The sequence below is a fragment of the Nocardia stercoris genome (assembly GCF_003696265.1).
Taxonomy (GTDB): domain Bacteria; phylum Actinomycetota; class Actinomycetes; order Mycobacteriales; family Mycobacteriaceae; genus Nocardia; species Nocardia stercoris.
Map to the genome: position 1 here is coordinate 155,532 of NZ_RFFH01000005.1, position 15,763 is coordinate 171,294.

Annotated in this window: 11 protein-coding genes; 2 read left to right on the forward strand and 9 right to left on the reverse strand. The window is 71.2% G+C overall.

Annotated elements, in window-relative coordinates; all coding sequences use genetic code 11:
• Nucleotides 1–2: 2 nt before the first annotated feature.
• The 9 genes from EBN03_RS14355 to EBN03_RS14395 form a co-directional block, all read right to left on the reverse strand.
• Complete coding sequence (locus EBN03_RS14355; protein ID WP_122188733.1) at nt 3–1,346, reverse strand: glutamate-1-semialdehyde 2,1-aminomutase; 1,344 nt, start codon at nt 1,344–1,346, stop codon at nt 3–5.
• On the reverse strand, nt 1,346–2,746 hold the full coding sequence (locus EBN03_RS14360) for a GNAT family N-acetyltransferase (protein ID WP_122188526.1): 1,401 nt from the start codon (nt 2,744–2,746) through the stop codon (nt 1,346–1,348). The genes EBN03_RS14355 and EBN03_RS14360 overlap by 1 nt, the downstream gene beginning before the upstream one ends.
• Complete coding sequence (locus tag EBN03_RS14365; RefSeq protein WP_233608384.1) at nt 2,743–4,128, reverse strand: glycoside hydrolase family 55 protein; 1,386 nt, start codon at nt 4,126–4,128, stop codon at nt 2,743–2,745. Before EBN03_RS14365 ends, EBN03_RS14360 begins: the two co-directional genes overlap by 4 nt.
• Entirely contained in the window at nt 4,125–5,420 is a 1,296-nt protein-coding gene (locus tag EBN03_RS14370) for a Wzz/FepE/Etk N-terminal domain-containing protein (protein ID WP_122188528.1), read from the reverse strand. Before EBN03_RS14370 ends, EBN03_RS14365 begins: the two co-directional genes overlap by 4 nt.
• Nucleotides 5,417–6,799 (reverse strand): hypothetical protein, encoded by a 1,383-nt coding sequence (locus tag EBN03_RS14375; RefSeq protein ID WP_122188529.1) that lies wholly within the window; start codon nt 6,797–6,799, stop codon nt 5,417–5,419. Before EBN03_RS14375 ends, EBN03_RS14370 begins: the two co-directional genes overlap by 4 nt.
• Before the next feature lie 51 nt (nt 6,800–6,850).
• Nucleotides 6,851–7,855, reverse strand: a complete 1,005-nt coding sequence (locus EBN03_RS14380) for a CgeB family protein (RefSeq protein ID WP_122188530.1) — start codon at nt 7,853–7,855, stop codon at nt 6,851–6,853.
• Nucleotides 7,852–9,168: a lipopolysaccharide biosynthesis protein gene (locus EBN03_RS35050; protein ID WP_233608404.1), complete on the reverse strand. Its 1,317-nt coding sequence runs from the start codon at nt 9,166–9,168 to the stop codon at nt 7,852–7,854. Before EBN03_RS35050 ends, EBN03_RS14380 begins: the two co-directional genes overlap by 4 nt.
• A gap of 1,783 nt (nt 9,169–10,951) precedes the next feature.
• Nucleotides 10,952–12,211 (reverse strand): glycosyltransferase family 4 protein, encoded by a 1,260-nt coding sequence (locus EBN03_RS14390; protein WP_122188532.1) that lies wholly within the window; start codon nt 12,209–12,211, stop codon nt 10,952–10,954.
• A complete protein-coding gene (locus tag EBN03_RS14395) occupies nt 12,208–13,266 on the reverse strand; it encodes a glycosyltransferase family 4 protein (protein WP_122188533.1) in 1,059 nt (352 codons plus the stop codon). The genes EBN03_RS14390 and EBN03_RS14395 overlap by 4 nt, the downstream gene beginning before the upstream one ends.
• A 321-nt stretch (nt 13,267–13,587) precedes the next feature.
• Here EBN03_RS14395 and EBN03_RS14400 point away from each other — a divergent pair, with 321 nt between their 5' ends.
• Both EBN03_RS14400 and EBN03_RS14405 read left to right on the forward strand, forming a co-directional pair.
• On the forward strand, nt 13,588–14,877 hold the full coding sequence (locus tag EBN03_RS14400) for a polysaccharide pyruvyl transferase family protein (RefSeq protein WP_122188734.1): 1,290 nt from the start codon (nt 13,588–13,590) through the stop codon (nt 14,875–14,877).
• 28 nt (nt 14,878–14,905) lie between these two features.
• The gene (locus EBN03_RS14405) at nt 14,906–15,751 is read left to right on the forward strand and encodes a glycosyltransferase family 2 protein (protein ID WP_122188534.1); all 846 of its coding nucleotides are present in this window, start codon (nt 14,906–14,908) and stop codon (nt 15,749–15,751) included.
• Nucleotides 15,752–15,763 lie beyond the last annotated feature (12 nt).

Below are 15,763 nucleotides of genomic sequence, written 5' to 3' on the forward strand. Positions count from 1 at the left end.
GGTCAGCGGTCTCCTGAATCCGATGTGGCGGGAGCGATGTGGCGGGGTGCGCTGTGCCGGCGGATGGCCGGCGCGACCGGACGGCCGCGCAACAGGCCCGCGACGCTGCCCTGCTCGAGGGCACGCCGGTAGACCGCGGCCGCCGCGGCGGCGGCCTCGACGGTGTGGTCGATATCGGCGTCGGTGTGCGCCGCGGAGGTGACGAACGACTGGCCGAGCACGCCCCGGTCCAGCAGCTCCTGCAGGAACAGTGTCCGGAACGGTTGCGACGGAACACCTTCCGCGTCACGGGTGACGAAGATCAGGCAGGACGGGCGGCCGGTGACGGTGAGCCGGTCGGCGATCCCCAGCTCGGCGGCCGCCGCGTTCACCCCGTCGGCCAGGCGCTGACCGGCGCGTTCCATCCGCCCCACCGGATCGGTGGTCGCGTAGGCGGCCACCACGGCGCGGAACGCGGCCAGGCCGGCCGTCTCCGGGCCGTGCGTGGTGGACAGCAGGAACACCCGCTCCCGCTCGGTACGCAGGCCGCCGAGTTCCATGAACTCCCGCTTGCCGGCCAGCGCCGAGACCGGGAAGCCGTTGCCCATCGCCTTGCCCCAGCAGGACAGATCCGGGACCACGCCGTAGACCTGTTGCGCCCCACCGGAAGACCAGCGGAACCCGGTGATCATCTCGTCGAACACCAGTAGCGCGCCGAAGCGGTCGCACAGCGCGCGGACCCCGGCCAGATAGCCGGGTTCGGGTTCGGCCAGCGCGGTCGCGGCCTCCAGGACCACCGCGGCCGTCGGCTGCTCGCTCAGCACGCGTTCCAGGGCCGGGAGATCGTTGTACGGGAACCGGGTCGTCGCCACCGGCGGGATACCGGCCGACATGGCGGTCGTGCCGATGAACCAGTCGTCGACGGAGAAGAACGGCTGCTCGCAGATCGCCACCGTCTCCCGGCCGGTCACCGCGCGGGCCAGGCGCACCGCCGCGGTGGTGGCATCGGAGCCGTTCTTGGCGAACTTCACCATGTCGGCACCCGGGACCAGCGCCAGGAAGTCCTGGGCCGCAAGCAGTTCCAGCTCGGTCGGGCGGGAGAAACTCACGCCGTCCGCGGCGGCGCGGGCGGCCGCGTCCACCACCGGGCGGTAGCCGTGCCCCAGGGTCACCGACCGCAGGCCGATCCCGTACTCCACGTACTCGTTGCCGTCGACGTCCCAGACCCGGGATCCCGCGCCGCGCACCAGGATCGGGGCCATGTCCTCGGGATATTGGTCGGCGCCCCGGGCGTAGGTGTGCGAACCACCGGGAACCAGGTCGTGCAGTCGGGACTGCAGGGCGTTGCTGCGCAGGTACTTTCGCATCAGGCCGCACCGTCCGGTCGCAAGGCCGCCCACAGGGTGTGATCGGCGCGCAGGCCGGTGGGGCCGTAACTGTTGCGCATGACGCCTTCCTCCAGGAAGCCCGCCGCCGCGACGATCGCGGCGGAATCGGTATCGGCAGTGGGGATCTCGGTGGCCACGCGGCGCAACCCGAGGGAATCGAAACCGTAGTCCAGGACCGCGCACAGGGCGGCGGACCGGACCGCGGCGCTCGCCCGCCCCGGGTCCGCCCAGCCGGACAGTTTCGCGTTGCGGTCGAACATCTCGAGGTCGTAGAGCCGGAACTCGCCGGCGTAGGACCCGGCGACCTCGAGCACGAGCACCAGACCGGCGGCCGAGCGCAGCCCGCCGCGGCCGGTCCGCAGTTCCCGGCGCCAGGCCGAACCCGAGTGCCGCCGCAGCCAGGCGCCCGGGGTGCGGCCCACCTCGATCCGGTCGCGGTTGCGCAGCCGGGCGGTCCGCCAGGCGGTGAGATCCGCTGGAACCCTGGTGCGCAACACCACATCCGGATGGCCGGCGACCGTAAGCCGGACCGCGCTGTCGCTCATGCGGCGCCGGATCCGCTGCAGCGCGTACCAGACCAGCAGCCGCAGGCCCACCGAGGCGATCACGGCCGCTCCGGGACCCCGATCGGCAGTTGCCGCGCCGGGCCGCGCCGATGCCGGATCGGCCGGTGCCGGCGCAGCGGTCACCGAACGAGTGGCCATGAGCCGCGCCAGCTGACCGCCCGGCGGCTGCTCGTCGCGCGTCACGGCCCACAACACGTGATCGGCGGGTGCCCCGCCCGCGTCGAAGTACAGCCGCATCGTCGCTTCGGGTCGAAAGCCCAGAACCGGGATTCCTTGCGCCATCGCATGATTGGAGACCGAAATGGGTGCGATCACCCGGTGCAGGCCCAATTCGGCGAAGCCGAAATCCAGCATCATCGCGCTCGAGGTCAGGGCCACGCCCCGCCGGGCGACGCTCACGTCGGTCCAGATGCTCATCTCGGCCGTGCGGGAATCGGGATCGATGCGGCAGAACTCGATCTGCCCGGCCAGCGTGCCGTCCACCTCGATCACCAGCGGGAGGCGGTGGCCGGCCCTGGCCTCGGCCCACGAGATCAGGAACTCACGCACCCAGGCGGCACCGGTGTGCCGTTGCGGCCAGTCCAGATCCGAGGTGTACCAATACGGCTCGATCAGCTCACGATTGGCGATCCGGCGGTCGCGCCACTGCCGGTAATCGGACAGGCGTGGTGGTCGCAGTGTCATTGTGCTCGCACCGACCCGGATCGGCCCCAGCTGGTGCCGGGGCCGCCGCAGACCGCCCCGCGCGCGGCCGCCCTCGGCCGCACGCACCCGCGCGGACTCGGGTGGCGGCACCACGGGGAGTTCGCTCATGCGATCGGCCGTTGCCTGCCGAGGGAAGAGGTGTGCAGCGTCCCGTCCGACGTGACACCCACGCGCCAGTAGCCGCCGTCCGGATCCCGCAACACCATGCCGTTGTCCGGCCGGTCCGACAGCCAGCTGCCGCCGGGCAGGACCGCGGCCAGCACCGCGGAATCGCGGTCGAGCACCTGCAGGACGTCGCCCGGATCGGCGGCGGTCGCACGCAACTGCACCGTGCCCGCGAACCGGGCACCGGAGCGGCCACGCGCGATGACGTGCCAGCTCTCGGGGAACACCCGCGGGTCGATGTCGTCGCGGAAACCCGAGATCAGGTTCACCGCAGTGCCTTCCGTGCAGCGCACCGGGTCGATCCGCAGTTCGGTCGGCTGGCTGTCGCCGTCCGCGTCGAACTGCACATTGGCCAGGTACGGCTGCCGGCTGAACTTGAGGTCCACACAGACCGTCCGGGCGGCGATCTTGCAGTTGACCATGCCGAACTGGGCCGGGCCGCCCTTGTCGGAGCCGATCGACAGGGCGGTGTCGGAACCCTCGAACCAGACGTTGGTGAACCACCAGTCGTTGGCCGGCCCGTCCACCAGCACGTGCCGGTCGGTGGTGCGCGGATCGTTGTCGGAGACGAACTCGACATTGGTCAGCGCCAAGCCGGCGTTGTCGTCGCCACCGGTACCGAGGACCCCGATCCGGTTGCTGGTCAACTTCGAGGATGTGACGTAGTTCTGGATGCAGGACGTGACGATGCCGTAGCCGAAATTGTTGATGTCACAGTCGATGAACGCGGTCCCGCCGGTATTGCTGTCGAGGACCACACCGCGCTGCTGCACGAACTTCGGGAAGTTGCCCGACACGTGATTGCCGCGCAGCAGCACCGATTCGAAGCTGCAGCGGAAACACTCGGTGAGCTGCACGGCGGTCGCGTTCGGGCCTGTGAGGTAGAAACCCAAGCGGCTGAACCGGACTCGCTGCCGCTTGCGCAGCGACACCAGGGTGCCGTCGCCCTCGTAGTGGATCGTCGTCACGTCGGCGCCGTCACCGAGCACGGTCGCGTAGTCGGCCAGCTCGGGCCAGCGGGTGATCCGGTACTGGCCGGCCGGAATGTAGAGCACCAGCGGGCGATCGGCGACCGCCGCGGCCGAGAACAGGGCAGCGGTGTCGTCGGCCTTGCCGTCACCGACCGCGCCGAAATCACGGATGTTGCGCGCCGACGGCGCGTCGGTGACGTGCGGTGACCGGAACTCGACATCGGCCGGGGTGTCGGAGCCGCCGCCGGTGCCGCAGGCCGCCAGTGAACCGGCCGCGGCGACCCCGAGTGTGGCCGCCAGCATCCGCCGGCGCCCGACGGACTCCGCCGGGCGCGGGCGCTCGCCTCGGGTCATCCGCGTTTCCACAAGCGCTGCAACGGGTTACGGGACCCGGACGCTGGCCGGGAGAACACCACGGCGCCGGTCAGGCGCGGGTCGTCGGCACCGAAGGTGGCCACCGCGCCGCTGATCTGGGGACCGGTGGCCACCTCGAGCTCCACCAGGCCCAGGGTCGCGTCGGCCCGGCCGGCCAGCGCGATCGCGTCGGCGGCCACGGTGACCGGGGCCGCCGCGATCACGATGTGGTCGAAGTCGCCGCGCAGCTTCTTCATCAGGTCGGCGAAGCGCTGGGAGGCCAGCAGGTCGGGCGTGCGGCGGTCGGCCGTGCCCAGGCCCAGCAGCCACACCCCGGCCTCGCCCCAGGACACCACCGCGTCCGACAACGGCGCCGATTCCCGGAGCAGCTCGGACAATCCCGCGCGAGCGCGCACCGGGACCAGCGGAGTGGGGCCGCCGCCGGTGGTGTCGGCGTCGATCAGCAGCGTGTGCGCACCGGTGTCGGCGTAGGCGCGGGCCAACCCGATCGCCACCTCCGGCTGGGTGCGCGGCGACAGCGAGGTCAGCAGGACCACGTCGGTGTCCGGCCGGTCGTCGATCCGGGACCGCAGCCGGCGCAGCTCGCCTTCGGCGCCCGGACGACCCTCGTCGACCACACCCAGGATCGGCGCCGGCACCAGCTTGGCCACCTCCTCGGCGGTCCGCAGCCGCCGGTCGAGCCGGTCGACCGCAAGAGCGCCGGTCATACCGAAGAACAGCCCGGCGAGGATGCCCAGCATGAGGATCCGCTTGGGCGCGGGACTACTCGGCGCCGCGGGCAGCGCGGCCTGATCGATCACGTCCACGCGGGCCGCCGGGGCGGCGTCGACCTGGATGTACTCCAGCTGCGCGACCAGCGCCCGGAACTGCGACACCGCCTCGTCGGCCAGGGTGCGGGCGCCCGACGCGGTGGAATCCTTGGCCGAGATCGAGATCAGCATCGACGCCGGCGGTGAGGCGGCCGAGATCCGGCCGCGCACGCCGTCCACCGAATCGTGCAGGCCGAGTTGATCTTTCACCCGCTGCGCGACGGTTTCGCTCTGCGCGATGTCGAGGTAGGACCGGACACGCTGCTGGGCGGCCATCCCGCCCTGATAGGAGTCGTTGACCGAGGTGCCGGTGGCCATCTTGACGTAGCAGGTGCTCGTCGCCGTATAGGTCTTCGGCAACGTCTTCAGGTACCCGTACGAAGCCACCACACACAGCACCAGCGCCACCGCCACGATCGGCCATCGTCGCCGGATCAACCGCACGATGTCGCTCAGACTCATTGTCCGACCCTCATTTCCGTTCGTTCGACTGCGATCGGGAGAGCGGGCGTGCCGGCCCGCTGTCGCCGGAGAATTTCTTCCGTCGCCAGGTAGAAGATCGCGATCAGCACCAGTGTCTGCAGCGACTTGCCGAGCGTTTCGGCGGTGCCCATGGCGCCACGCTCGAACAGCACCGGGTCCTCGATCAACGCCAGCGCGGTCACGGCCAGCGGCAGCCGGCGCGAGTACATGCTGCGCGACCACAACACGGCCAACGCGAAGGTGAGCGTGACATCCAGCATCACCCCGGTGTAGCCGCCCAGGACGTAGCCCTCGTTGATATTGCCTTCGGCCAGTGAAACTTCCACGCCGTCCATGTCGACCGAACGGCCCCGGACCTCGCTGGCCCACGCGGTGCCGGACTGGAACTTCTCCGCACCCAGCAACTGGGTGGGGATCAGCACCTCGACCAGGTGCTCGCCCACCTGCGCCGGGCTGAGCCACGAGTTCGGGCCCGCGTAGTAGGCGTCGGTGGCCGCTTCCAATCCGTCGAAGCGGCGGGACATGCTCAGGAACGGCCGGGCCGACGGCGGGTACTGCGCGTCGACCACCGCGGCGCCGGACTTCATGTCCGGGGTGGACTTGAGCCCTTGCAGCAGACCGAATCCGGCGACCGCCGTCACCGTCAGCACGAGCACCGCGATCACGGTGGCCCGCGTCCAGCCGAGCATGGCGCAGCGCACGGCCACCGCCAGGGCGGCGCCCATGATCGGAGTCTTGGACTGCACCAGCGCGGTCCACACCAGTTCGCCGAACATCAAGCCGGAGATCAACAGCAGCGTGGTCCGAGTGCGGACCGGGCGGGCGTAGACGATCAAGCCCAGCGCGCCGACCGTGCCGAGCACGGTGAGCAGATTGATGATCGGGTTCGGGGCGGCCACTTCGCCCGCGCGGCTGGTGTTTCCGGTCGCGACCGCGGTCAGCCGGGCCAGCATGCCCGCGCCGTACAGCACCCACAGCATCCGCATGAAGACCGGGTCCTCGGCGAAATACGCGGTGGGGGAGGGCGCGTCGGGGCGCGCGGTCACCCGGGTCCAGATCACGAACGCCACGACCAGGGCCGCGTAGAACCACAGTCCGAACACGATCGGTTGCAGGACCGCCGCGATCCCCGGGTCGTAACCCAGCGCGTACAGCCGCGGGTCGGGGATGTTGTCGCCGAATCCGGGTTGCGGCTGCACGATCAGCAGCAGCTCCGGGCGGAACAGATAGGACAGCGCCCAGTGCGCCACCTGGGCGATCAACATCACCCGGATCGGTCCGGGCAGCCACATCGCGGCAATCGCGATCGTCGCCAGTGCGGCGGCGATCAGAAATACCACCGGCTGTGCGGATTCCATCACTGCTTCGCTTCCCTCCTCACGCATATGTCCGTGTGGGGGGCACGAGTGTTACCGCACCGCATCGATGATCTCCCGCGCACGATCCACGTAGCGGTGACCACCGGTGACGATGCGCTGGTATCCGGCCTCGGCGACCTTGGCGGCCAGCGCGGGTTCCCGGTCGCAGCGGTCGATGATGTCCAGCAGTTCGGCACGGTCGGAGAACAGGAAACACTCGGTGCCCTCGGCCAGCAGCTCGGCGTGCTCGGAGGTGCGTTCGCCCACGAACAGACCGCCCGCGGCGGGGATCTCGAAGGTGCGGCAGGTGTGGGTGTCGCGGTTGGCGGAGTTGAGCAGCACCAGGTTCGCGGTCATCGTGGCCACGGCCGTGGAGAAGTGCTCGCCGTACACCGGGCCGCGCAGGGTGGCGTCGGCGCGCCACAGATCCGGTTCCCGGCGCCAGCCCGGGCCGTACACGGCCAGGCTGGGGCCGTAGCGGTTCGCCAGCGCGGTCATCAGCTCGACCCGGTCGGGGCGGCGGGCGCCGATGAAGCCGGCCGCGTGCCGCTGCGCGCCGCGCCGGGCCATGGGCCGGTGCCAGGCCGGGTCGTAGGCGCTGGCCACGAACGTGACCGCCCGGGCCCCGCGCTCCCGCAGTTCGGGGACGTTGTGCCGCTTGGTGGTGACGATCAGGTCCCAGTACTCCTCGTAGTCGAGGTAGTCGCGGGTGATGTTCTCCGGGTTGGCGACGTCGTCGGGGCTGTAGTGCACCCGGATCGCCGCGGGGACGGTGAGCAGCCGCTCCTGGTCCAGGTGCACCGATTTGAAGGCGAACAGCAGGTCGGGGGTGAAATCGGCGGCGATACGGTCGATCCGGTCGTGCACGGCCCGCAGGGTCCAGGGCGCGCGGCCACCGGCCACCTTGGAATAGGTCCACGGCACACCGAAGCGGGTGGGGAGGGTGACCGCGGTCGTGTCGACCACGACCACCTCGTGGCCGGCCTCGCGGAAGCCGTCGGCCAGCGAACGCGCGTTGCTGCCCACCCAGTCGTCACCGACGTAGAGGATCTTCACGACTGCGCACCTTCCCCGGAGCCGGGCACGTCCGTGCCCGCCCGGCCTCGAACGGCCTTCTCGCGCAGCACGAGCCAGCGCATCCTGATGATGTACCACATCGCGACCGACAATTCGGCCGCTACCGTTCCGTAAACCAGCGTCCACACCGAATGGGTGGCCAGCGCGGTGAAGCCCAGAGCCGTTGCCGCGACACAGGTTCCGATGATCGCGCCGACCAGCACGCCGATCGTGTCCTGGCGCACCGACAGCACCGCGGTGGTGGCGAACGACGTGATCGCGGTGGCGGGCAGGATGATCACCTCCAGCCGTAGCATCGGGACGGCGCTGGCGAACTGGGGGCCGAACATGACGTGGATGAGCAGCGGTGCCGAGATCCAGACCGCGATCACCGCCAGCACCGCGATCGTCACCACCGCGGTCAGGAAGCGAATCGAGGTCCGCCAGAACGATTCCTGCTCGGTGTTGCGGGCCATCCGGGGCAGCAGGGCGTAGCCGATCGGGTCCAGCATGGACTGGATGGCGCGGACCAGACGGTCGCCGGTCGAATACAGACCCAGCGAGACCGCGTCCAGGACCGAGGAATAGACGGTGGCCGAACCCTGCCCGTAACTGGTGACCAGCACGCGGGAGGCGACCACGGGGGCGCCGATCCGGAGCACCTCACGCAATCGGTCGGGCCGGCCGGGCAGACCGTAGGTGCGCAGCGCGTCCCACCAGGTGAGCGAGACCGTGATGATCGCCGAAGCGAACATGCAGCCCATCGCCACGGCCGCGGTCGGAAAGCGCGGCAGCACCGTGAGCAGCAACACGAGATAGCCGACGCGGCCGATGCCTTGATAGAGCGTGGAGGCGCCGAACCGGCCCTGGCCGAGCAGCAGCCAGTCCTCCGAGATGGACCAGAAGCCGCCGGTGAACAAGCCGATCAAGATCATTCGCACGCTGCCGCTCACCCCGGCCAGCTCACCGGCCAGCAACGCGAGCCCCATGACCCCGACCGTGGAGGCACGGATCGCCAGATAGGTGCCGCGCAACCCGCCGACGTCCGCCGGGCTCGCGCCCTCCACCTTCGCCGCGAGGAACGAGGTGATCCCGAGATCGACCAGCAGTGAGCCGATGAAATACGCGGAGATCGCGATCGCCAGCAGCCCGACACCGTGCGGTCCGAGCTGACGCGCGATCAACGGCTGGGTGACCAGCGTGATGATGTACTGCCCGTACTTGCCGAAACTCACCAGGCCGATATCGCGCAGGACACCGAGCTTGCCGCCCTTGCGTTTCCGCGGCGCGTCCGAGTCGCCGGAGGCGTCCAGATCGCCGGGCACCCGCAGGATCGCGGTGACGTACGGATCCGGCGCCAAGGCCGACGAGGTGGTGAAATACGGTCCGGCCGTGCGGAATACGGGCACCTCGCGCTGGGTGCCGGGGATCCGCCGCGGCCGCGGCCGGGGCAACCCGGACGTCGGCACGTGGTGAGCGCGGGCCGGGGTGGCGGAATAGACCGGTGCCGAGTACGCCGGAACGGAGTCGCGGGGTGCCTGATGGGTCAGCGCCGCGTCGCGGGGGAGCGGGCGCGCGGGGACGGGCTCGCGCGGCGCCTGGTGCGCGGATGCGGCGTCGCGGGACCCCGGCGGGAACGGCGTCACTTCGCGCGACGCGTGGTGACCGGGCGCCGCATCGCGGAACACCTGGCGCGCGGGTGTCAGGTAGCCGGAGTCGGTGCCCGCCCCCTCGTCGTCGCGGCCGGTCCGATCGACAGGCGTTGCGTAGCCGGGGGGTTGGCCGAGGGAAGTTCCACGTCCGTCTGTCCGATCGGAGGGCGATCCGAAGACCGGTGTCCGGCTCGCGGATGTTTCGGGCGCCTCGCCGGTGCCCGTTCCGAAACCGGGTATCCCGCCGCCGGGTGTACCGTGACCGGCCGTATTGCTGACCGGTGCCGGGTAGCCGGGTGTTTGACTGAGAGGTGTTCCGTCGCTGGGTGTTCGGCTGACGGATGGGCCGTCGCCGGGCGTCGGGTCGGTGGATGTCCCGTGGCCGGGAGTGTGGCTGGTGGGCACAGCGCGGCCGGATGTCCCGCCGGCAGGTGTGCCGGAGCCCGGGGTCGGGTCGGCGGATGCCATGCGGCCGAGCGGTCGGCCCGCGGCTGCTGGGTGGACACGCAGCAGGTCGGCGGGTGTGCTGTGACCGGCCGTATTGCTGACCGGTGTCGGGTGACCAGGGTTGAGAGGCGTTCCGTCGCTGGGTGTTCGGCTGACGAGAGACCTGTAGTCGGGACTCTGGTTGAGAGGTGCTCCCTCGCCGGATGTCTGGCTGACGGGTGCGGTGTGGCCGGGAGTTCGGCCGAGGCGTGTTTCGTCGCCGGATGTTCGGTCGAGGGGTGCCCTATGACCGGAGGTCGGATCGAGAGATGTTCCGGCGCTGGGTGATCGACTGGCGGATGGGCCGTCGCCGGGGGTCGGGTCGGTGAATGTCGGGCGGCCGGGAGCGTGGCCGGTGGGCGTCGCGCGGCCAGGTGTCCCGTCGGCAGGCGTTCCGTAGCCCGGGGTCGGGTCGGCGGATGCCGTGCGGCCGAGCGGTCGGCTCGCGGATGCTGGGTAGGTGCGCCGCGGGTCGGCGGGGGTTCCTTGGCCGGTGTGGCTCGAAGGTGTTGCATGGCTGGGTGTTTGGCCGATAGGTGTCCCGTTGCCGGGGGTCTGGTTGGCCGATGGCGCGTAGCTGGGGGTCCGGCTGACGGATGTTCCGTAGCCGGGCGTCGGATTTGCGGGCGTCGGGTAGCCGGGCGTGTGGTTGCTGGGGGTTCCGTTGCCGGGCGTCGGGTTGCTGGGGGTTCCGTTGCCGGGTGTGCGGGTGACGGGCGTTTCGCGGCCCGCCGGCCGGGTGGCGGATGTTCCGGAGCCGAGCGGCTGGGCGGTGGGTGCCGGGTAACCCGAGTCCGCGGGGGTGGGTACCTGGCGGGTGCGTGCGGCGGTGCCGGGTTCCGGGGCAGACGGCGCCGGGTGGCCCGGGACGGGGTGGCCCGGTGCGGGGTGGGCGGGACCGAGGTTAGGCGGGGGCGGCAGGCTGTCGTCGCCCGAGGCGGGGCGGCCGGGGAGGATGTCAGTCATGTCGGCCTCGCCGGCGGCGCCAGATCGGGCCGAGGTCGGTGGTTCGCAGGAATTCCGCTACTACGCGGGCGGATTCGGTGGTGTCGAAGTCGGCGGCGCGGACCTGGGCGGCGGCGGCGAGGCGGGTGCGCAGGGCGGGGTCCGCGATCAGGGTGTCGAGGGCGGCGGTGAGGTGGCCGGGGGAGCCTGCGGGGACCAGCAGGCCGTTCACCTCCGGTTCGACGATCTCGGCCGGGCCGCCGGGGGCGGCGGCGATCACCGCGCAACCTGCGGCCATGCCCTCGACCACGACCTGGCCGAACGGTTCCGGCAGCGTCGAGCAGTGCACGAGGATGTCGGCGTCGCGCATCACGGCCGCCGGATCGTCGACGTGGCCGGTGAAGGTGACCGGCAGGGCCAGCTCGGTGGCCAGCTGCTCGAGTTCGGCGCGGTAGTCGTCTTCGTCGAAGAAGCTGCCGCCGGCCAGGATCACCCGGCGCGGGGCGGTCCGGGTTCGCGCGACGGCGCGCAGGAACAGGTCCTGGCCCTTCCACGGCGCCAGCCGGCCGACCAGCGCCACCACGGTGTCGTCCGGGGCGCGCTGTGGATCACGTTGGGACGCAACAGTTTCGAGTTCGACACCCGGGTAGGCGACCACCGCCGGGCGCCCGGCGGTGAGCAGCGTGGCCAGGGTGGCGCGGCTGTTGGCGATATAGCCGTCGGCCAGAACCCGGCCCAGGGCCCGCAGGATCCAAGTGAGCGGGCGGCCGAAATAGTCGGGGGCGATCCGGTCGTGCACCTGCCACAGCAGCGGGATCCGGGCGCGGCGGGCCGCGACCGCGCCCATCAGCAGGGTTTTCGTACTCTGTGCGACCAGCACCGATGCCTCCAGCTCCCGCGCGGTGGCGCCCAGCGCCCAGCCCACCCGCAGCAGGGTGAGGGCGCCCAGCACCAGACTGCGCACACCGGCCTTCGCAATGGTCATCGCGCGGCTGTCGAAATCGTTGCGGAGCAGCCGCGTCTCGAGACCACGATCACGGGTGCGGGCGACCATCGGGCCGTCCTCGGTGTACACGACGGCGACGTCGTGATGCGCGCGCAGCGCGGTCGCCAGGCGCAGTGTCGCCAGTTCCGCACCCGAGGGCGCCGCGGTGTGCAGGACGAAGACCACCGCCCCACCCCGGTCAGCGGCCGGAGGCGGTAGCGCAGCGTGACCACGCAGGCCGTCCGGGGTGGGGCGCGAGGATTCAGTCCCGGTCCGGTCGGTGCTCATCCGGCCAGCTCCCGGTACAGCTCGAGGTGCCGCCGGGCCGCGGCGTCCCACGAGAAGGAGGCGGCGTGCTCCCGGCAGCGTTCGGCGCTGGGCACTTTGCCGTCGAGGGCGGCGATCAGTCGCTCGGCCAGCGCGTCCCGGTCCCCGGCGGGGACCACGAGCGAGGTGTCCAGGCCGCGGACCGAATCCGGCAGGCCACCGCAGTCGGTGACGACGGGCGCCCGGCCGGCGGCCAGCGACGCGAGCGCGACCAGGCCGAATCCCTCCAAGGACCGGGTCGGAACGACGGTCAGAGTGGCCCGGCCGTAGAGCTCGGTGAGGGTGGCGTCGTCGACCCGGCCGGTGAATTCGACCGAGTCGAGCGCGGCCGCCTGCGTGCGCAGTTCGGCCTCGGCGGTGCCGGTGCCGACGATCGTGAGCCGGGTGCCGGGGTGCGCGGCGATCACCCGTGGCCACGCGTCCAGCAGCACGTCGATACCCATCCGGCGTTCCAGCCGGCGCACGCACAGCACGGTGCGGGGCGTGTCCTGCGGCGGGGGCGCGGAGTCGGGGAACTCGCTCAGGTCGACGCCGGGCGGGATGACCGTGATCCGCGCCGGGTCGATGCCGTAGTCGCCCGCGAGCAGGTCGCGGAAGTGCGTGGACAGCACCACGAATCGGTCGGCTCGCGCGTAACGCAGGCGTTCCACCAGGTATTTCGCGCGTACCGCGCGGGAACTCTCGCCCGCCTGCGCGCTCTCGGCCGCCCACGGTCCGTGGAAGTGCACCACCAGCGGCAGCTTTCCGCGCGCGCCCGCGGCGATCGGGCCGTAGAGGCAGAAATGGCGGTCGAGCACCGTGCCGGGCGTGAGTTCGCGACGGTCGAGCAATGTGGTGCGCACCCGCCGCAGCGTGGATCCGCTCGCGGGACCCCACGACCCGCCGGCGCCGGCCGGTTCACCGAACGCCGACGCGGTCACCTCGAGCCCGGAGCAGCCGGCCAGCGCGAGGTAGAGATCGGTGAAATAGCGATTGAGGCCGCCGGGGACAGCGGAAAACCATTCGGACCCGGTCATGTGCACCCGCAACGTCCCCACCACCGTCGACTTCCCCAGGTCTGTCAAATTTCCGTTCCGCACACCGAGGCCGGAAGCCCTTGCCCGTATCAGTCTAGGCGACCGCCCGGAGCGGGGTCGGACAACATCGGGCAATTCGGGAAAGCCCTGTTCGGAAGCTGGGCGGATGCTATCGGAGCTTGTGACGAATTCCGGGTGTAGCGAACGGGTTCGAGCGTGCGATAGATTCGCCGTGACGGATCTGCATTCCGAGAACCCGGTGACGAGCGCACCCGCCGGATCGGACTGGACGGGGGCGTGGTGACGAATTCGGGTTCGGGCATGCGAATTCTGGTCGAGAACGGCGAGTACTGGCTGCGCAATCGCGGCGATATCGCCATGCTCTCGGTCACCGTGGCCCGGTTGCGGGCGCGCTGGCCGCATGCCCGCATCGGCGTACTCACCGACCAGCCGCGGGTTTTGCGGGCGCTGTTGCCCGAGGCCGAGCCGATCGGTGCCGCGACCGGTGGTGACTGGCCGGCCGTGCCGGGCGGGCATCCGGTCGCCGATCGCGCGGCCCTGCTGTGGCGCGCCTGGACCGACGGCCCGAAGACCCGGTTGCGGGCCGTGCGGAACCGATTGCGTCCGCCCGCCACGGAATCCGGCGAACCCGCGCAGCCGGCGGTCCCGGCCGCCGCCGCCACCGCGTCGCTGGTGGTCGCCCAGGGCGGCGGTTACATGACCGATGTCGACCGCTACCAAGCACATCGGGCCCTGAGTCTGCTGGAATTCGCGGGCCGCCGCGGGATCGCGACCGCCATGACCGGACAGGGATTCGGGCCGCTGACCTCGCCCGATCTCGTCGCGCGCGCGGCGGCGGTGCTGCCGGGGGTCGGGTTCATCGGCTTGCGCGAGGGCCGCCGCGGCCCGGCCCTGCTCGACGCGGCCGGTGTCGATGCCGCGAACGTCCTGGTCACCGGGGACGACGCGATCGAGGCCGCCTACGACGTGCGCCGGCCGGGACCGGGCACCGATCTCGGGATCTGCCTGCGGGTGGCCGATTACGCGCCGGTGAGCGACGGCGCGCGGGAAGTGCTCGGCGCGGTGGTGCGGGAGCAGGCCGCGGTCGCGGGTGCGGCGCTGACTCCGCTGATCATCTCCGAATACGACTCCGAGGACCGGCGCTGCACCCTGCCGCTGCTGGCCGGGGCCCGGCGCACCCGCCGCCCGGTCGCCCGGGCGGGCACCGCCGCCGATGTCGCCCGCCAGGTCGGCGGTTGCCGGGTCATCGTGACCAGCGCCTATCACCTGGCGGTTTTCGCGCTGTCGCAAGGTGTTCCGGCGATCGGCATCACGGCCTCGGAGTACTACGACGACAAGTTCTACGGCTTGGCCGAGATGTTCGGCACACCCGACGCGCCCGGTCTGCGGATCGTGCACCTCGACGATCCGAACCTGCGCGACAGCCTGACCGCCGCGGTGGTCGAACTGTGGGCCGGCGCCGACGATCTGCGAGAACCGTTGCAGGCGGCCGCGCTTCGCCAGATCGAGGCGTCGCGGGCGGGATTCGACCGGGTCTTCGGGCTCGTGGACGGCGACTCGGCCGGAGTCGGCGCACGGCACGGTGAATGACCGTGTCCCAGACTATGGAGAGGAAGCGATGACCGGGTCCGGCATGACGTTGTCGATTTGTGTGCCCGCCTACAACGCGGCGCGCACACTGGAGACGACCGTGCGCTCGATTCTGGCGCAGGACATGGACTTCGAGCTGATGATCCTGGACAACGCCAGCACCGACGGCACCGGCGAGATCGCGGCCTCGTTCGACGATCCGCGGGTCCGGGTGGCGCGCAACGACCGGGTGCTGCCGATCGGCGCGAACTGGAACCGCGTGGTGGAGTTGTCCACCGGTGACCTGATCAAGATCGTGTGCGCGGACGACATCCTGCTGCCGGGCGCGCTGGTACAGCAGCTGCGGGTCATGGCCGACAGCCGGATCGCGATCTCCGCCACCAAGTTCCAGGTCATCGACGAGCGGGACGAGATCGAGGAGTCCGGCCTGGGCCTGCCCGGGCTGGTCGGGCAGTGGCCGGCCGACGTGCTGTTGCGCACGATCGTGCGGCGCGGGCCCGCCGATTTCGGTCCCACCGCGGCGGCCATGTTCCGGCGCTCGGACTTCGACCGGGTCGGCGGCTTCCGCGGCGATCTGGTGTTCCCGATGGACGTGGACCTGTTCGCGCGCGTCTGCGTGCCCGGCGGCTACTTCTTCGGAATCCCCGAAGACCTTGCGGCCTGGCGGAATTCGTCGTTCAACCTGTGCAGCAGCACCTCGACGGTGTCGAAGCTCACCGAGATGGCCCGCTTCCACCACCGGATGGGCCGGGAGTATCCCGAGCTGGTCGGCCGGGCCGATGTGCTGCGCGGCGACGCCCGGCTGGCCGGGCAGGCCGCGGAACGAGTTCGGGTCCGTGCGACCGCCCTGGTGGGCGGCCGCACGGACCTGTAGTCCGCGTTCGGA